The organism is Klebsiella sp. HMSC09D12, from assembly GCF_001808475.1.
In the GTDB taxonomy this organism is placed as follows: Bacteria; Pseudomonadota; Gammaproteobacteria; order Enterobacterales; family Enterobacteriaceae; genus Klebsiella; species Klebsiella oxytoca.
On record NZ_KV793383.1, the window covers coordinates 1 to 18,515 of the forward strand.

General features: G+C 49.6%; 16 protein-coding genes and 3 pseudogenes. 9 read left to right on the plus strand and 10 right to left on the minus strand.

Going from position 1 to position 18,515, the window contains the following annotated elements; translation table 11 throughout:
• Positions 1-123 precede the first annotated feature (123 nt).
• Positions 124-627: a GrpB family protein gene (locus HMPREF3178_RS01505; RefSeq protein ID WP_017146558.1), complete on the plus strand. Its 504-nt coding sequence runs from the start codon at positions 124-126 to the stop codon at positions 625-627.
• 320 nt (positions 628-947) lie between these two features.
• On the opposite strand, the gene HMPREF3178_RS01510 is transcribed toward HMPREF3178_RS01505, so the two are convergent.
• The 3 genes from HMPREF3178_RS01510 to HMPREF3178_RS01520 form a co-directional block, all read right to left on the minus strand.
• Entirely contained in the window at positions 948-1,235 is a 288-nt protein-coding gene (locus tag HMPREF3178_RS01510; protein WP_315942936.1) for a phosphoribosyltransferase family protein, read from the minus strand.
• Positions 1,236-1,612: 377 nt separating this feature from the next.
• On the minus strand, positions 1,613-4,105 hold the full coding sequence (locus tag HMPREF3178_RS01515) for an SIR2 family protein (RefSeq protein ID WP_017146560.1): 2,493 nt from the start codon (positions 4,103-4,105) through the stop codon (positions 1,613-1,615).
• 678 nt (positions 4,106-4,783) lie between these two features.
• Entirely contained in the window at positions 4,784-5,695 is a 912-nt protein-coding gene (locus HMPREF3178_RS01520) for a LysR family transcriptional regulator (protein WP_017146561.1), read from the minus strand.
• Positions 5,696-5,873: 178 nt separating this feature from the next.
• Here HMPREF3178_RS01520 and HMPREF3178_RS01525 point away from each other — a divergent pair, with 178 nt between their 5' ends.
• The 6 genes from HMPREF3178_RS01525 (at position 5,874) to HMPREF3178_RS01550 (ending at position 10,909) form a co-directional block, all read left to right on the plus strand.
• The gene (locus HMPREF3178_RS01525) at positions 5,874-6,332 is read left to right on the plus strand and encodes a (R)-mandelonitrile lyase (RefSeq protein WP_017146562.1); all 459 of its coding nucleotides are present in this window, start codon (positions 5,874-5,876) and stop codon (positions 6,330-6,332) included.
• Between the two features lie 10 nt (positions 6,333-6,342).
• Positions 6,343-7,119 carry a carboxymuconolactone decarboxylase family protein gene (locus tag HMPREF3178_RS01530; RefSeq protein WP_017146563.1) on the plus strand — a complete coding sequence of 259 codons (777 nt, stop codon included), beginning with the start codon at positions 6,343-6,345 and terminating at the stop codon, positions 7,117-7,119.
• Positions 7,120-7,141: 22 nt separating this feature from the next.
• The gene (locus HMPREF3178_RS01535; protein WP_004110842.1) at positions 7,142-7,879 is read left to right on the plus strand and encodes an SDR family oxidoreductase; all 738 of its coding nucleotides are present in this window, start codon (positions 7,142-7,144) and stop codon (positions 7,877-7,879) included.
• A 199-nt stretch (positions 7,880-8,078) separates the two neighbouring features.
• Complete coding sequence (locus HMPREF3178_RS01540) at positions 8,079-9,287, plus strand: MFS transporter (RefSeq protein WP_004110839.1); 1,209 nt, start codon at positions 8,079-8,081, stop codon at positions 9,285-9,287.
• A gap of 85 nt (positions 9,288-9,372) precedes the next feature.
• On the plus strand, positions 9,373-10,416 hold the full coding sequence (locus tag HMPREF3178_RS01545) for an alpha/beta hydrolase (protein ID WP_017146564.1): 1,044 nt from the start codon (positions 9,373-9,375) through the stop codon (positions 10,414-10,416).
• A 64-nt stretch (positions 10,417-10,480) separates the two neighbouring features.
• Positions 10,481-10,909, plus strand: a complete 429-nt coding sequence (locus HMPREF3178_RS01550) for a cyclophilin-like fold protein (RefSeq protein ID WP_017146565.1) — start codon at positions 10,481-10,483, stop codon at positions 10,907-10,909.
• Positions 10,910-11,101: 192 nt separating this feature from the next.
• Here the strand turns inward: HMPREF3178_RS01550 and HMPREF3178_RS01555 are convergent.
• From HMPREF3178_RS01555 to HMPREF3178_RS01575, 7 genes and pseudogenes are all read right to left on the minus strand, one after another.
• A pseudogene (locus HMPREF3178_RS01555) lies at positions 11,102-11,635 on the minus strand (MFS transporter); the annotation flags it as partial.
• Between the two features lie 502 nt (positions 11,636-12,137).
• Positions 12,138-12,314, minus strand: a pseudogene (locus tag HMPREF3178_RS31465) (glyoxalase); the annotation flags it as partial.
• Between the two features lie 26 nt (positions 12,315-12,340).
• A complete protein-coding gene (locus HMPREF3178_RS01560; RefSeq protein WP_004110826.1) occupies positions 12,341-12,592 on the minus strand; it encodes a zinc ribbon domain-containing protein in 252 nt (83 codons plus the stop codon).
• Positions 12,593-12,719: 127 nt separating this feature from the next.
• Positions 12,720-13,484, minus strand: a complete 765-nt coding sequence (locus tag HMPREF3178_RS31470) for an SAM-dependent methyltransferase (protein ID WP_227499114.1) — start codon at positions 13,482-13,484, stop codon at positions 12,720-12,722.
• A 339-nt stretch (positions 13,485-13,823) separates the two neighbouring features.
• Positions 13,824-14,354, minus strand: a pseudogene (locus HMPREF3178_RS31475) (class I SAM-dependent methyltransferase); the annotation flags it as partial.
• A gap of 11 nt (positions 14,355-14,365) precedes the next feature.
• Entirely contained in the window at positions 14,366-14,917 is a 552-nt protein-coding gene (locus HMPREF3178_RS01570; protein ID WP_004099227.1) for a GNAT family N-acetyltransferase, read from the minus strand.
• A gap of 10 nt (positions 14,918-14,927) precedes the next feature.
• On the minus strand, positions 14,928-15,185 hold the full coding sequence (locus tag HMPREF3178_RS01575) for a YjhX family toxin (protein ID WP_004110819.1): 258 nt from the start codon (positions 15,183-15,185) through the stop codon (positions 14,928-14,930).
• A 581-nt stretch (positions 15,186-15,766) separates the two neighbouring features.
• Here HMPREF3178_RS01575 and uxuA point away from each other — a divergent pair.
• Together uxuA and HMPREF3178_RS01585 are read left to right on the plus strand one after the other, a co-directional pair.
• Positions 15,767-16,951 (plus strand): mannonate dehydratase, encoded by a 1,185-nt coding sequence (uxuA, locus tag HMPREF3178_RS01580; RefSeq protein ID WP_004099225.1) that lies wholly within the window; start codon positions 15,767-15,769, stop codon positions 16,949-16,951.
• Positions 16,952-17,025: 74 nt separating this feature from the next.
• On the plus strand, positions 17,026-18,501 hold the full coding sequence (locus tag HMPREF3178_RS01585; RefSeq protein WP_004110817.1) for a fructuronate reductase: 1,476 nt from the start codon (positions 17,026-17,028) through the stop codon (positions 18,499-18,501).
• Positions 18,502-18,515 lie beyond the last annotated feature (14 nt).

Consider the following 18,515-nt stretch of genomic DNA (forward strand, 5'->3'; position numbering starts at 1 on the left):
AGTGTGTTGCGTCCATCGGTTGAACTCACAGCCAAAAGCGGACGTTGTGGCCTCATGCAACTTCGATGGATCTGCTTTAGGCATTTTTATGTTAAGAACCTCAGGGAAAAGAAGGGGGAATTTATGCGGGAAATAGTTGTGGTGCCATACGATGAAAAATGGCCAGAGATGTTTAAAGCTGAACATTTTCTGATACAAGAATTACTGGGAGACGTGGTTAAGAATGTTCATCATATCGGTAGTACGTCAGTGCCTGGACTCTCAGCAAAACCCGTAATTGACATACTGCTGGAAGTTTCCGACATAAATGAGCTGGATACCTATGGTTCTGCAATGTCCCGTGCCGGGTATGTTGCTCGCGGCGAGAACGGGATTCCGGGGCGTAGATATTTCATTAAGGGAGGTGATCAGCGTAGCCACCAAGTGCATGCATTTACTGTAGGAAATATGCAGATATTAAGACATCTTGCCTTTCGTGATTATCTTAGAGAAAACAGCGACATTGCAGAGAAGTATGCTGAGGTAAAACACTCGGCTGCATTACTCAGCAGGAACGATGTTCATCGCTATAGCGCGCTCAAAGCGAATTTTATAGAGCATCACCTCCAACTCGCGCTAACTGCTTGAGAACGATAGGGACTGAATTTCATATGATAAAAGCATTCAGTCGCCATAAGTAAATGTCTGTTCCTCGCTCACAGCGGACCTTTAGCTTAGTTAGCTTGTCCGCTCCGTGCCAAAAGCGGACATTATTTCGGACTACTGCCAGTCTAGTCATTTTCCGTAATTGACTGTTTTTGTTATCACCACCTGGCCTAGTTCTATCAAAAGTTCTGGGACTGGCGGGAGAGGAATCTGCGAACTCACTGAAAAATGATCCAGATAAACTAACTATTAAAGGCAATTTATCTGTAACCGAGTCCCACTTAATAGAAGTACACTAGTTATTATTTCAGCAATTTAACAATGTTGGGGCGATTATGGTATTTATTATCCCATGGCATACCATAGCCAATGAGTAGGTCATCACTCTCCATTTCATAGGCATAATACTGTTTTACAGGAATATTCACTCTTCTTGGTTTGACGAAAAGGACGGCAACAGACAGCGATGCCGAACTAAAATTATCTAAGATGTATTCAATAAGGCGTTTCATCGTGCCGCCAGATTCAATTGCATCATCTATAAGAATGACATGACGATTTCCAATCTCAATGTTTTGATGATAAACAATAAAAACTTGTCAAATGTCTCATGGCGTGACGCGGACATTTCACACTTCTGCTTAAATGACCAAAATCGGTATGCCACCACAGTGATATTTCTCGCCCTATATTGCCAAAATAGTGACGCAGATAATTGGCTCGGTGTATCGCTTGTCTGGAAAACAATAGCTATCGCCCTAAACGTTCAACGTCAACAAATACCGGCACTGGTAAAGTCACTCTGGTTCTGGAGTTACATTATTCCAATAAGATTGTTATTGTTAAGGGGAAATGGCATATTCTATATTTATGTAGCCAGCATCTAACTGAAGAGAACAGATTTATAGGGAATTTTATGGCGGGATACATTGTCGCCAATGCAAACCCGCCTTTATGGACTTTATTTTTATTGCATTTTTTCTAAAATTCTAATTAACGAAAGTTCACAGGATCTTATTGAATATTCACCTGCATCTATGTTGCTCAGGAATTTCATTTGAGACAGCATGTGCTCACAACATGATTTAAACCCATTTTTATTTTTCACTGAAAGAATATTGTATTTAAGATTAAAGAATCTTTCATATTCTTTTACTTGTCTATATCGATACTTATCATTCTCACACTTAGATAACAAAACATGTGCACTTATAAAATAATCCCACACAGCTTTATCATGCTGTTCTTTTATCGCTTTTTTAATGTAAAGCCTTGCCTGTTGAGTATCTATACTAGATGTTGAATAGTTTCTTATAGCTTGTTTTTCATTAGCCCACTTATATGCTGTCTTTAGATCATTTTGAGCATCATCGAGTCTGTCATTGGCTATTTTAGCCATTGCTAGCTGAAGCCAATAATGAGATTCCCTGCTCAACCACTTAGCTTTTAATATCAGATCGCTATAATAAGTGAAAAGATATGATTTTTTACCATCCATCTCTTTCAGCAAATTATCAATATTACTAAATCTCATTATCTCCTTGATAAGACTATCTTTTAGATGGATTATGTTGCTATCTTTTTCACTGTTCCTCCTCCCTTTTTCAGTTTCAATCAAACCTACCAAATTTAGAAATGTATCAGTCTTGTATTTGTTTGCAAAAAGATTTTTTAATGTTATTCTACAAAAAATGCTAGATTTATTTGTAAATCCAGAATTTCTATCATCGGAGTAAAATAATGAGATGTATTCGTTTTTTTTGAATGAAATTGAGTCAATATAATCACTACCTAGCAATCCTCTTATTATGTAATTATCAATATGGATGTTAAGATATTTAAATAACAATATCAAAAATGATATATCTCTAGTCTTCGGGTCTTTTACTATTGAATCAAGGTACTCGCTTATTTTGTTTATGATATTTTCAGATGAAAAAAGGTCTAATAATGTTTCGCTTATTTGATTTTTATAATCTTCTGCTAATATTTTTCTTTTCGTGTTTATTGGCAATGTTACTTTTTCTTCACCCCAAAAGTTAAGAATATCCACAAGCTCAATTAAATAATCAACTTCACTCTTCAGGCTTTCATCGATGGATTTAGTCGACAGTTCATCTATAATGATGGTGTCAAAATCAACATTCATGAAATCAATTTTATCGTACTCTATATTCCTGATGCTTGAGATTAATATTACATTATTTGCATTTTTTAACATTGAAAAATCAGAAAGCAAATATTGGTTTTGGTTCAGATCATCACATATTATCACTGATAATACATTCGAGTCTCTCAGTTTTTCTAAGTCATCAGAATATGAAGGAGGGCTCGATATATCTATCTCGGTCGGTGTGTATATATTAACATCTTCAGTTTCTGATAAGTGCTTTATTAATTGTTCCAAGAGAACACTTTTTCCATTTCCTATTTCACTTTTTATAAGTATATTTTTGTTTTTTTTGATTTTCTCAACGCATTCCAGAATATAAGTAATCCTGGGGATGAAATGATTTTTTTCGTTATTCAGGAAATTTTTATAATCACTATGTATTTTCTTTCTGTCAATTTTTCCAAACAACAAGAAGTTATTAATGTCAACCATTGTTATTTCTTTTCTGTCATCGCCATCATCATGCTTTACAAGATTCCTTAGCGCATCTTGTTTAATTGGTAATATTATTTCATTGTACTTTCCTCTTATCATTTCAGCGAAAGATTCGGTACCAATATTTAATACGTGACCGTAAATCTTTAACTTGAATAAATCAGATGGGCTAGCGTATGGGGACGTTATAATAAATGTTTTTTCTCTGAATCTATCATTTGATTTAAGAATCTTTTTTATCATCTCATCGTAGAGAGAGTAACCTATGAACACAATTGCTGGTGCACTTTCAAAGTCTTTTCTTAAAAGCTTAAACCAATACGTTTCATCAAATTTATTATGAACATATGATATGTCACCAAGTGCAAATTCATTTGAAAGTGACTCTTTACTTAGTATATTCATATCACCATTAATATGAATGCAAACATTACCATCACGAAGATACTCAGACCCAGTGAGTGGATTTATTGTTCTCATTTTTTTTTGTATATTACTACAAGCTAATTCAAAACCAAAATCATAGTTAGTTGTATAACATCTTCGCCAATTTATACCTGCTAGTTCTCTATGATAATTACACACCTCACTAATTAAAAACTCATCTTCCAAGGTTGCTATTAATTCATTAATTTTGTTTTCATTTATGTAGAAATCAACGATATCTTTAAGCGGTATTTCATTACTATCTACAATCCCCGCATCTTTCAAAAAAATCGCTGACAAATCAGCAACCCCTTTCGGTTGCGAACTTTTTAAGTTAGTCATTCCATAAGAAAAACCTGCTCCTGTAAATAGAACTGGATCTCCAAATTTCATTTTTTCTATTAATAGATCAATTTTCTCTTGCATTAAATTCCCTTATTAAATAGATGAACTACAGCTTTATTTTCGATAAATAACCATTTTGTGTTCGGCAACCAGCCTGGTACGAAATACCCTATTCGGAAGCAGGCTTAATGAATTTACATCCCTGATTTCGTATAAGGTTGATAATTTACCTGTTTGATAGTGACAGACATCACATCAGCACAGAGGGCAATGATATCGATAATACGCCATGATTTTTTTTTGTCTACCCAGTGCAGCGTAATAAACACCTTAACAGTGTAACTAACTGTCTGAGGCAATTAACTTTTTTACTTCCAAAAAGGACGCTCCATGTATGCATCTCATTTGCAAGCAACTATGCGGTTGAAAAACAGTAGCATTTCAAATCTGTCAAGTGGGCAAAATCGCATCCCTGATACTAAAGGTTTTCTTCTCTAAGATGCTGATCTAAAAAAGCTCAGAGTGCAAAAAATGCCAAATTTTATTGTTATCTAGAAAATTTGGCCTCGGTAAATTTCACTTATGGCGGGCTAGCGGCCCGTTAAACCAACGTCGGCTTGATTATGGCAATGTCAATCTTTTGGTAAATCATGATTTTTTCAACAATACCAATACCTTACTATTCAATGTTATTGGTGCTTAGCCTCGAATAGAAGGTCCGCTTATCGCTCATAGCTGACCGTCATTTATCAGGAAAGATTAACTCTGATGCTTCTCGCGTGTTGAATAGCGAAGTTCATCAACTAGCAGGCTAAATGCCGGGGTGGGTTGTCGGTGGCCTGGATAGTAAAGGTGATATCCAGAGTAAGGTTCACACCAATCCTCAAGCACGCGAACAAGAGCCCCGGATGTTATATAGGGTTCAAGCTGCCCTTCTGGTAGATAGGCTAGCCCTCGACCTTCAAGCGCCGCTTTCAGTATCATGCTTCCCGTATTGAAAACCAGTTGCCCATCAACTCGCACATTCAGTTCTCGCCCGTCCTTTTCAAACTCCCATGCATAGAGTCCTCCATGCCCGGAAAGGCGCAGGTTTATACAACAGTGTTCTGTCAATTCCTGTGGAGTAATGGGCGCATGCCGGTTAGTGAAATAATCTGGAGATCCCGCCACTGCCATCCGCATATCTGGCGCAATACGAACAGCAATCATGTCTTTGGCAATAGTTTCTCCGGGACGTACACCGGCATCAAAACGATCTCTGACGATGTCAGTTAGCCCATAATCTGTAAGAATTTCGACTTTAATATCGGGGTATTTTTTAACGAGACGCGACACTGCTGGCCAGAGTATTGACTCTGCTGCATATTCTGTTGCGGTAAGTCGTATTGTACCGGCTGGCTTATCACGTAATTCACTCAGCACCATTAACTGCCGCTGAATATCCTCTATCTGAGGTCCAACTGAAGCGAGTAAACGTTCCCCAGCTTCAGTTGGGACAACTCTTCTGGTCGTTCGGTTAAGCAACCGGATCCCGAGTTGTGCTTCCAGAACACGAACAGTCTGACTGAGCGCTGACTGTGAAACACCCAGACGTTTTGCCGCTCGCGTGAAATTCTGTTCCTTAGCCACCACCATAAATGCAGCAAGGGCATTCAGATTATCATCAGCCATTTAGAGATTCTCCTTATAATTTCAATCTCATTTTACCATCTAATCACTTAATACGTCCTCAGATATACTTTCTTCGTTCACTAAATAACCATTCCTCCCGACAAAAGGCGTTTTCATTTGCAGGGAATTAATGTAATCCGCTACGCCATTTAGCCGAAAGTAACCAGCGAGGTGAAAGATGAAAGCGATTATTGCTGCTGCAGCCATATCCGTACTGGGGGCCGCCCAGGTTTCTGCCGAAGGTATTGAAATTCGCCGTAACGGGCAGACACCTTCTGTCGTCGGCAAGGCCGATAACTTCTCGGGTCATGCTGTTGTCAGCCCGTTATTACCGCCAAACGAGTCCACGCGTGCCAATCTGGGCCAGGTGGATTTCGCCCCGGGTGCGCGTACGGCCTGGCATACTCATCCTGCCGGACAGTTGCTGATCGTTACGGCCGGTAAAGGCTGGGTTCAGGAAGAAGGTAAGGCTCGTCAGGATATCGCCCCGGGTGACGTTGTCTGGATCCCTGCCACCGTACGCCACTGGCATGGCGCCACGGCGACGTCCCCCATGAGCCATCTGGCCATGACGTATATGGTGGACGGTAAGAACGTGGACTGGCAGGAGCCCGTCTCAGACGCACAGTACCAGTAAGGGGGATAATATGAAAACTTCAACGGCAGTTGCGCTGGCGCTTTCTCTCGGATCGGCTGGCGCCCTTGCAGAAACGGGGGCGCAGCGGGGCCCGCTGTCAGACACCGACATAGAGGCAGTATCCCCCGCGCTCGGACGCTATGCCAGCACCAGGCTGGCAGGAGACCTCTGGAAAAGAAACGATTTGTCGCCACGCGATCGCAGCCTCGTGACCGTTGCAGCGGTTATTGCCCGGAATCAGACCGTACTTTTACCGGAGCAGCTGGAGCTGGCGCTGAAAAACGGTGTTAAGCCGGCTGAGCTTTCCGAAACCATCACGCAGCTGGCGTTCTATGCCGGCTGGGGCAATGCCATTGCGGCCGCAGCGGTAACGAAAGAGATATTCCTGCAAAAAGGAATTAACGCTGAACAGCTTCCTCGCGCGGAGGAGGCGCTGCTGCCGATCGATGAAAAAGCGGAAGCAGCTCGCGCTGCACGCGTGGAACAGAGTATCGGTAGCGCGGTGCCGGGGCTTGTCAGCGACACCACCGACGTGCTTTTCCGGGAATTGTGGCTGCGTCCCGGGCTTGCACCACGGGACAGAAGTCTGGTGACCCTGTCTGCCCTGATTGCAAACGGGCAGGTACAGCAAATTCCGCCGCACCTTAACCGGGCAATGAATAACGGCCTGACCCGGCAGCAGGCTTCAGGCGCACTGAGTCACCTTGCCTACTACTCCGGCTGGCCTAATGCTTTTTCCGCCGCGCCGGTTTTCAAAACGGTGTTTGAGCAGCGTGAGTCGAAATAACCATTCCTTACAGGAGGACAGTATGTCTCAGGGTATCGAAAACAAAATCATCGTCATCACCGGTGCCAGCAGCGGCCTGGGAGCAGAAACAGCCCGACACCTGTCGAAACTGGGCGCAAAGGTGGTCCTGGGGGCGCGCCGTATGGAGAAGCTTGAGCAACTTGCCGGCGAACTGGGGCTGGATGCCAGAGCCATACTCCGCACCGACGTGACGGACCGTACACAGGTCCAGTCCCTTGTTGACCGGGCGGTAGAGCTGCACGGCCGTATTGACGTCATCATCAATAACGCCGGCTTAATGCCGAGTTCGATGCTCGACAAGCTGAAGGTGGATGAATGGGACCGGATGATCGACGTGAACATTAAGGGCGTACTTTACGGTATTGCCGCCGCGCTGCCGTATATGAAAGCGCAGAAGTCCGGACAGTTTATCAACGTGTCATCAGTAGCCGGACACAAAGTTGGGCCCGGCGGAGCCGTCTATGCCGGTACCAAATGGGCCGTCCGCGCTATTTCAGAAGGCCTGCGTCAGGAAGTGAAGCCCTGGAATATCCGCACAACTATTGTTTCTCCCGGCGCGGTAGATACCGAACTGACTAAAACCATCACCGACGAAGATATTGCGAAAGGTATGTCGAAAACCTACGAGAATGCGATCCCGGCAGAGGCTTTTGCGCGGGTCGTTGCATTTGCCATCAGCCAGCCTGACGACGTGGATGTTAACGAAATACTTTTCCGGCCGACCGTACAGGTTTATTGAAACACAACCAGGCGGGTAGCTGACGCCTGCATTATATCCGGATGGTTTATATCATCCGGATATAAAAAAAGCATTACCAGATAACGCATCTTTCAACACAGGAAATTCAAACCTGAATTTTCTGCGGGCTACTTCGCGCCCGAAAATTACATACGCGTATACGACATTCTGTTCATTTAAAGGTAAGGGGCTGCATTATATGCCTGTAAAACATTCTCAAAATAATTCCGGTGCCCGGGTTGTCGCAGCGCTGATGCCGGTAATGGCCGCGGTTCTGGTCGGTTTTATCATTATCGGCGTCGCGCTGCCCGTCCTGCCGCTGCATGTCAAAAATGACCTGGGCTTCGGGACGTTTATCGTAGGCCTGGTTGCCGGGGCACAGTTTGCGGCATCGCTGATTTCCCGGGTGTGGTCCGGAAGTTATTCAGACAGGCGCGGCGCCAAAAAGGGCGTGGTGGCCGGGCTCATCGCCGCGGCCGTTTCAGGGCTACTGTACCAGGTGTCGCTCTGGCTGGTCGGCATGCCGGTACTGTCAGTGGGTGTACTGCTTGCCGGGCGCGCGATCCTTGGGGGGGCGGAAAGCTTCATCATTACCGGCGCCGTGGCATGGGGTCTGGCCCTCGTGGATAAAGAGCACGCAGGTAAGGTTATCGCCTGGGTGGGCACCGCAATGTTTGCTGCTATGGCACTCGGCGGGCCGGTGGGCACGATGTTGTTTGATGCCTTCGGCTTTGAGGCGATCGCACTACTGACGCTCCTGCTTCCGCTGCTGGTACTGGCATATCTCGCCCGCATGCCCGCGGTAGCGCCCCATCCCCATGCCGCACAGGCAACCTTTGGTTCCGTCATGCACGCCGTCTGGTTACCGGGGCTGGGCGCGGCACTGGCCAGCACAGGGTACTGCACCATTCTGGCCTTCAGCTCACTGTATTACAGCGCCATGAACTGGCAGCCCGTCTGGATGGCATTCACTGCCTTTGGCGTTGCGCTGATTGCTGCCCGAACCGTTGCGGGCCATCTGCCAGATCGCTTTGGTGGCGCGCGTATTGCGCTGATTTTTGTGCTCGTACAGGCCGCCGGGCTGTTCCTGATATGGCTTGCCGGTACGTCCCTGATTGCGACGACAGGTGCTGCCTTAGCCGGTTTTGGCTACTCATTGGTTTACCCGGGCCTCGGTATTGAAGCCATCAGTGGTTCAACACCCCAGAACCGCGGCATGGTGATGGGCATCTACACAGCATTTCTTGACGTGGCAATGGCGATCGGCAGCCCTGCGCTCGGCTGGATAGGAAGCCACCTGGGACTGAACGCGATATTTCTGGCCGGCGCGCTGGCAGTGCTGTCTACCGCTGTGGTGGCATTCCTGCTGTTAAAACGCCCGGGCCAGAGTCAACAAAATCCGGCCTGAACAGGTCCTGCTGTCCGGAGGTTTATTGCTCTCCGGATTTTTCACTCCGTTTGTCTTAACACCGTTATTTAATTCAGGAGGTAATATGAAATTGCATTCAAAAGGGAAATTAAAAACCCTGGCCGCACTGACGATACTCAGCGTCGCTCTGGGTATGGGGGCAAACACTGCCGTCGCGGCGGATATGTCCCACGGTGCGGATAATTTCTATCAAAGCGATAAGGTGAAAACTGAAATCGTAAAATTCAAAAATATTTACGGTATGGAAGTTACCGGCACGTTATTTACTCCACGCAATATGGAAGCCGGTAAAAAATATGACGCCCTTATTGTCGGCCATCCTTTTGCTGCAGTAAGACAGCAGGCTGCTAACCTCTACGCAACCAAAATGGCGGAAGCCGGTTTTGTTGCGCTGTCCTTCGACCAGTCTTTCTGGGGTGAGAGTGCGGGTACGCCGCGTGGGGCCGTGCTGCCTGATGTCTATGCAGAAAACTTCAGCGCTGCCGTTGATTTCCTCGGAACCCGTACGTTTGTAGACCGTGAAAAAATTGGTGTAATCGGCATCTGTGGTAGTGGCGGCTTTGCCATCGCCGCGACAAAAATGGATCCCCGCATCAAGGCGCTCGCCACCGTCAGCATGTACGACATGGGTGAATATTTCCGTACCGGTCTGAACCATGAGCGGACCGTGGAGATGAGAAACAAGGACCTGGCGATTGCCGCAGAACAACGCTACAAAACCGCTGAAACTGGCCAACCCGTTTATGGTCCGGGGCAAAACGATCCGGTGTTCATCGAAGGTAAAGAGTCTAATGACTTTTATCAGACGGAGCGCGGTAAGGTGGCATCCAACGATCGCCGGTCAACGCCGTCGACCTATGCGAAGTTCATGAACTTCCATCCGTTTATCGATATCGAGTCCATTTCACCGCGACCAATACTCTTTGTCGTGGGTGATGCTGCACCATCCCGCACCTATACCGATACCGCCTATAAAATGGCCGCAGAGCCGAAAGAGCTGGTGGAGATTAAGGGGGCTAACCGTATCGACCTGTATGACCGCACTGAACTCATCCCGTGGGACAAGCTGGTCTCATTCTTTAACACCAATTTGAAATCAGATAAATAATGTTTCTGAACGGCACTATTGCAGTGCCGTTATTCCTGAAAATATAAAAACAACGGAGAGTTTTATGTTCAAACCAGTCATGCTTGCTCTGGCCTCCCTGACGGCGGTGTCATTTTCATCTTTGGGGGGTGAGGCCGAAGGTATCCGGGTCAAGATCACCGCAGGTGACCAGGTGATGACGGCAACGTTTTATGACAATGCCACCACCCGGGCGCTGGTCTCTCGCTTTCCGCTGACGTTGCCTATGGAGGATTTATATGGACGTGAAATGTGCTACCGGTTCCGGGATGCGCTGCCGGCAAACGAAACGAAAACCAGCGGTTATGAGGTGGGCGATATTGTTTACTGGGCACCCCGCCACAGCTTCGTCATCATGTACGAACAGAACAATGAACGGATAGGTAACCTTCAGAAAGTGGGCCGAATCCACTCTGGAGTGGGGATTTTCAGACATACGGGTAATATTGATGTGACATTTGAAATGGCACATTGATCCGTTATTCAATTCCGATAATTTAACGCAAGGACATTAGTTATCTTCATTGAGTATGGCTTCGGTGTCCGGGTCAAGTTGGTTATGAAGACCAGTCTCATTTCAGTCGCGATTACAAGCGCAAATATGGCGAGCCGCCAGCGCGAAATATCGCACGATTGCGGAATATGGCTGCTCAAGGGGCAGGTGGTTAATCGCCAGCAGCCAGAAAATGGCATGCCACGAGGTGACTTTAATCATCTGCCCGCCGATCAGGGGCCCGGCAATCGGTGCGATGGCCATGATTATCATCAGTGTCGAAAGCATTTGTGCTGCACGAGTGCGGCTAAATAGGTCTCGGATCATTGCTCGAGCCAACATCGGCCCGGTACAGGCACCTAACGCCTGAAAAACACGCCAGAAGACAATTTGCACGATATCCGTTGATAACGCGCAGCCCACCGAGCCGACGATGAACAGACCTAAACCGATAACCAGCGGCAGTCGACGTCCATAACGATCGCTAATCGGTCCCCAAATCAGTTGTGCAATGCAAAAGCCGATAAGGAAGCCTGTGATTGTCAGCTCTGCGTCACCCTGCAAATCTTTGGCCATCATGGGCATGGCGGGTAGATAGATATCGGTTGATAAAGAGGTTACAGCCATCAGGGCGCTGAGAATGAGTAGAAACGATAGACCGGTTTTTTTAGCTGTAGCCGACTGTGTTTGTGCCTGTTGATTAAGCATGGTGATCCGTTGGACATGAAGACATAGGGGTATGTTAACGGGTTTGTGCTTGTTGATAATTATTGGCAGAAGGATTGGGACTATGAGTGATATTCATTAATCGAAAATATCATTGCAGGTTTTGTGGGGCCAGCGATAAGCAGTTTTCTCATGGTGTTATCTCTTCCTGCATGTTGCTAAAGTCGCCAGTACAACATGTCAGGCAATAGCGTTCAGATGACCGCTACCGTCGAAAGCAATAAATGATTTTGCGAACATAGTATTGTGCCTTACTGCCAGACAACACGCAGGCGTAAGCCGTCCCTGAAGGGCAGGCAGACGCCATGCTGTTGTTCAGATTAAAAGGATTGAGAAGGGTATCGCGGTGCGGTTGCCACACTATGGCGTTCTGGCGTAAAAACTGTCAGAAATCTCGGCATTTATCAACTCATCCTATGCTCCTCTGAAATCTACGGGATAAGTTTAGTTTCAGATGGGGCGCTAAGGCCCCGGTTTAGTGTTCTCAGGATTGTGCGTTGTAATAGACGAATGTCAGCTTGTTGCCATCGGGGTCTATGATGTAAGCGTTGTGAAAACCTTCGCCGTAATGCGGGCGCAGGCCTGGTGCTCCCTCGTCGGTGCCACCGTGATTTAAAGCTAGCGCGTGAAGCTGCTGGGTGTGTTCGGCAGAACGAGCAATCCGGCCGATCGGCACACCATTTCAAATCACTCGTCCGCTTTATGAGCCCAGGCAGGCATTGCCGTCAGATAACGTTTTGCACGCTTCTGTGCTTCTTCTGGACCGACTTTTTGCCAGGAATCAAGGAAGCTGGCCAAGCCTGATACCGCCTCTTCCCAGGGTTTAAGATTGCCGTTGCTGTCGCTGCAGTACGCACAATATTTATCACTGGCACTGTGTGCATCGGGCGCCGACATCGGCATTCCGCAAGCCTGACAGAACTGTTCATGTTGTGACATATGATGTTCCTTATGGTGACATCCTGATTAATAAATATACTGAATATGTATTGTGCAGGTGATGCATCAGATCAAAGCAAAGGCGAAGCCCCCGGTATATCCATTCAGAAATACCGGGAACCTGTTGTTACTTGGCGATGAGCGCGAACACGCCCCAGCCAAAGTATTCCCGTGCGTACGTTACGTGGCGTTTCGGCGAGAGTGTTAGCTCGGCCCTGACTTCCTCCGCAAAGTCGTCGTCAGGGTTGGCCTCCAGCCAGCGGCGCATGGTCAGCCATTTCGCGGCTTCATATCGGTCCCAGCCTTCCTGATCTGCCAGTACCATTTCCACCACGTCATAGCCGAGGTCATCGAACGCGCTGACAAGCCCTGGCAGCGTCAGGAAATCGGTCGTCGAGCTGACGCCACAGGCGTGGGCTATCTCGTCTGTTGCCGGTAGCTGACGCCAGTAGGGTTCGCCGATAAGCATGAACCCGCCCGGTTTCAGGCTTTGCGCCAGCAGCTCCATCGTCCCGGCAAACCCACCGCCAATCCAGGTTGCGCCTACGCAGGCGGCGATGTCGCATTTTTCATCGGCCACATAACCAGCGGCGTCCTGATGGATAAACGTGACGCGGTCGGCAACCCCGAGCTCTGCTGCCCGCTGCTTAGCCTGCTGGCTGAACAGCGCGCTCATGTCGACGCCGGTGCCGCTAATACCGTGGTCGCGCGCCCAGGTACAGAGCATCTCCCCCGATCCGCTGCCAAGGTCGAGTATCCGCGTTCCGGCCTTCATCCGCAGCACGCGGCCAAGCGTGGCGTATTTTTCCGGCGTAAACGGGTTATGGATGCGGTGGGCGCTTTCACTAATCGTAAAAATACGTGGGATATCCAATGTTGGTATTCCTTTCATTGAGTGGGTAGTAAGAGAATAAGATTCGTTTTTTTCGGCCAGCAGCGCGTACAGCTTGTCGGTAAAAGTATCGCTGACCGGCCATGCCGCCCCATCCGGGCGGATAATTGAGGTAAAACCTGCCGTATGCAGCAGGTCGAGCCAGGCGTCATCCTGCCAGGCGGTCATCTGACTGCCGAAGCGCGTCACGTTGCCGTTCTCTTCAATCGCCATAAATCGCGTTGCGCTGGTTTGCGCAGCGGGATCCCAGGCGTGCTCCGTCAGCAGCAGGTGCGGTACATCCAGAAATAGCCCCTGCGGACAGCGCTGCCAGCTGGGTTCAGCCATCCCCTGCCGTTTAACTTCAGCATAAGTATGAACTTCGATAAGCAGTTTTCCTCCCGCCACCAGCCACTGCGCGCAGCGATTAACCAAGGCCTGGGTTTCAGCCGCGCTGAACACATTCAGTTCACCAAAGGTCATCATAATGAAATCGAACTGCTCTTCCGGCTGGTAGTGGCGAACGTCCTGCTGGTGATAGGTAATATCAAGGCTGGCCGCCTGCGCCTGCTGACGAGCCCAGGCGATCGACGCCGGAGAAAAATCCACGCCCGTACAGCAAAAGCCGCGCTCCGCCAGCTGGCGCGTATAAAAACCCGGCCCGCAGCCGAGATCCAGAATGCGCGCGCCGGCGGGCAGCTGCCCGGCAAGCCATGCCACCTGTTGTTCAATAACCGCCAGCCTGCGGCTGGCCCAGTCGTGCTCCTGCGACAGATGATTCTCCAGCATACGCTGGCTAAACGCCGGTTCATCCCAGGGGATTTTGCGCTCCACCTCCGGCAAAACTGCGTTTGCGGAATCCCTGATAATCGTACTAATTGTCATCATCATTTCCTTATTGATTACTCGCGCCAGTGCTCGGGTTTCATTAACGCCCGGGCGCACTGTATCTGACCGGTTATCCCCAGCGGCCGGGACGAAAGCCGCTGCAGCATCCAGCAGGCTTTATGCTCCTCGGGAATGGGATAAGGCGCCGGATAGCCTTTATCTCCGGCACAGGGTTCAAAGCCATGCCGCGGGTAATAAGTGGCATGTCCCAGAACGAATACCGCCAGGCTCCCCATTGCCTTCAGATGCTCAATACCGCTTTGGATAAGTAATCCGCCAACACCCATGCCCTGGTATTCCGGCACCACCGCCAGGGGGGCAAGGATATGCATCATCGGAGAGTCAGACTCCCCTTTGAACGTCGCCAGGGTGAACAAAATATGCCCAACTGCTTTTCCATTATGTTTGGCCAGCAGAGATAATCTCGGGTGAGCACTTTCATCGTTGAGCAAATCGGCAACCAGGTCGGCCTCTTTGCTAAAGCCGAAGGCCCGGGTTTCAACTTCGCGAATATCATCAGCATCACGCTCTGAGGTGATGTGAAAGGTGAAGTTATGGTTTGTCATCAGTTGCTCCTTAGCGGTTGTCCAGCTGAGCGCGAACGTTGTTCAGCCCGGTGGTATTGATACGGTAGGGCTGCCCGTTGACGGACTTAATGAGTTTTTTGGTTTTGAGTTTTTTGAAAACGGCGAGCGTGCAGTCGCTGAGCAGGAGCCCTTCGCGGCTGTAGCATTCAACAGAGGTTACGCGGCCTGATGCATCGCGAATATGCGCGATCCGGCCACCTTTAGCGAGAACGTGTAAGGTACGTTGTTCCTGACGGGATAGATTCATACTGAAGAAACCTGTTAATCATCATGCGTAAAAACGAGCCAACACCCACGGGTGTTCGCGTAAAGTTTAAGCGCAGCGATAACCAGTCCGGCCTGATAAGGTCGGGAAGCTGATTATCTAATGATGACATTCTCCAGCATCAAAGCCTCGGTGAGAGTTGAAAAGATATTTACCAGCGAAATGATAACACGTAGTTTTTATAAGGAAATCGTATTAATTAAAAAGTGTGATCTGTTGCAAGCCCAGCGGATTTCTGACGCATCTGGTCGATATGTTGACGCCATTGGTTAACCATTTATAAAGACCCGCTTCGCGGGGCCTCATGCCCTCCTGAGCTTCAGCAGAATCTCTTCGCGCGACGCAACGAGCCTGAAATATCGATGGGTTAGCACTCAGGCCATTAGCGAATCTCCATCACATTTTGGTTTACCAATTTTGCTGTTATGGTTGACATGTTTGACCAATTGGAGGAACTTATACGCCATATCGTCTGGTTTCTCTCCGTTACGATGGTTGACCGGAACCGACACTCCCATCAAAGCAGCGGCCTGGAACAGGTCAAAACGTGAAAGAGGTTAAGCATGGAACAGACATGGCGCTGGTATGGCCCTAACGATCCGGTCACTTTAGCTGACGTCCGTCAGGCGGGCGCGACCGGAGTGGTCACCGCCCTGCACCATATCCCGAACGGCGAAGTGTGGACGGTTGACGAGATCCTCAAGCGTAAGGCCATCGTGGAAGAAGCCGGGCTGGTGTGGTCGGTAGTTGAAAGCGTACCGATTCACGAAGAGATCAAAACCCATACCGGCAACTACGCGCAGTGGATCGCTAACTATCAGCAGAGCCTACGCAATCTGGCCCAGTGCGGCATTCGTACCGTGTGCTACAACTTTATGCCGGTCCTCGACTGGACCCGTACCGACCTGGAATACGTCCTGCCGGACGGCTCCAAAGCCCTGCGTTTCGATCAAATTGAATTTGCCGCCTTTGAGCTGCATATCCTTAAGCGTCCGGGTGCGGAAGCGGACTACACCGCCGAAGAGGTCGCCCAGGCGAATCAGCGCTTCGCCACCATGAGCGAAGAGGATAAAGCGCGCCTGACCCGTAACATCATCGCCGGTCTGCCGGGCGCGGAAGAAGGATATACTCTCGACCAGTTCCGCCAGCATCTGGCAACCTACAAAGATATCGATAAAGCCGCACTGCGCGAGAACTTCGCCGTCTTCCTGAAAGCGATTATTCCCGTTGCCGAAGAGGTTGGCGTGCGTATGGCGGTCCACCCGGACGATCCGCCGCGTCCGATCCTCGGCCTGCCGCGCATCGTCTCAACGATTGAAGATATGCAGTGGATGGTCGATACCGTGAACAGCATGGCGAACGGCTTTACCATGTGCACCGGCTCCTACGGGGTACGCGCCGACAACGACCTGGTTGATATGATTAAGCAGTTCGGTCCGCGTATTTACTTCACCCACCTGCGCTCTACGCTACGTGAAGAGAACCCGAAAACGTTCCACGAAGCGGCGCACCTGCACGGCGACGTGGACATGTATGAAGTGGTGAAGGCCATTGTCGAAGAAGAGCACCGCCGTAAAGCGGAAGGTAAAGAGGATCTTATCCCGATGCGTCCTGACCACGGCCACCAGATGCTCGACGATCTGAAAAAGAAAACCAACCCCGGCTATTCCGCAATTGGTCGCCTGAAAGGGCTGGCCGAAGTCCGCGGCGTGGAGCTGGCGATCCAGCGCGCTTTTTTTAGCCGCTAATTCCTGACCGGCGGAGCAGCAGGCTCCGCCTTTTCCTCTTCGGCCGCCTGTTGCGGCCCACTCTGGAGTTTGCTATGACTGCAACCATTGCCGACAGCAACCTGCCGGTTACGCGCCCTGCATGGGATCGTTCTCGTCTCGAATCCCGCATCGTTCATCTGGGCTGCGGCGCATTTCACCGCGCGCATCAGGCGCTTTATACCCATCATCTGCTGGAAACCAGCGATAGCGACTGGGGCATCTGCGAAGTCAACCTGATGCCGGGCAACGACCGCCTCCTGATTGAGAATCTGAAAAATCAGCAGCTGCTTTATACCGTGGCGGAAAAAGGCGCTGACAGCACCGCGCTGAAAATTATCGGTTCGATGAAAGAGGCGCTGCATCCGGAAATCGACGGCTGTGACGGCATTCTGCGCGCCATGACGCGACCGCAAACGGCGATCGTTTCGCTGACGGTAACGGAAAAAGGCTACTGCACCGATGCGGCCAGCGGTCAGCTCGATCTGAATAACCCGCTGATTCAACACGACCTCGCCCATCCGGCGACGCCGAAATCCGCTATAGGCTACATCGTCGAAGCGCTGCGCCTGCGCCGCGAAGAGGGGCTAAACGCCTTTACGGTGATGTCCTGCGATAACGTTCGCGAGAATGGCCACGTGGCGAAAGTGGCGGTACTTGGCCTGGCGCAGGCCCGTGACCCAGCGCTGGCGGCGTGGATTGAAGCTCACGCGACCTTCCCGTGCACCATGGTTGACCGCATTGTGCCCGCGGCAACGCCTGAAACCCTACAGGAGATTGCCGACCAGCTTGGGGTCTACGATCCGTGCGCCATCGCCTGTGAACCGTTCCGTCAATGGGTGATTGAAGATAGCTTCGTCAACGGCCGCCCGGAGTGGGACAAAGTCGGCGCGCAGTTTGTTGAAGACGTCGTGCCGTTTGAAATGATGAAGCTACGCATGCTCAACGGCAGCCACTCTTTCCTGGCCTATCTCGGCTATCTCGGCGGCTATGAAACCATCGCCGACACCATGACTAACCCGGCATACCGCAAAGCGGCTTTTGCCCTGATGATGCAGGAGCAGGCGCCGACGCTCTCGATGCCGGAAGGCACCGATCTTCAGGCCTACGCCACGCTGCTGATTGCCCGTTTCAGCAACCCTTCCCTGCGTCACCGCACCTGGCAGATAGCCATGGACGGTAGCCAGAAGCTGCCGCAGCGCCTGCTTGACCCAATTCGTCTGCATCTGCAAAACGGCAGCAGCTGGCGCCATCTGGCGCTCGGCGTGGCGGGCTGGATGCGCTATACCCAGGGAAGCGATGAGCAGGGACAACCCATTGATGTTGTCGACCCGCTGCTAACGGAGATCCAGCAGATTAATCAGCGTTATCAGGGCGCGGAGCGCGTCGCCGCGCTGCTGGCCATCAGCGGGATCTTTGCCCACGATCTGCCGGACAATGGCGACTTCGTCAACGCGGTTACCCTGGCGTATCAACAGCTGTGCGAGCGCGGCGCCCGCGAGTGCGTGGCGGCGGTTAGCGCCAGTCTGTAATCTCCCTTCTTTCA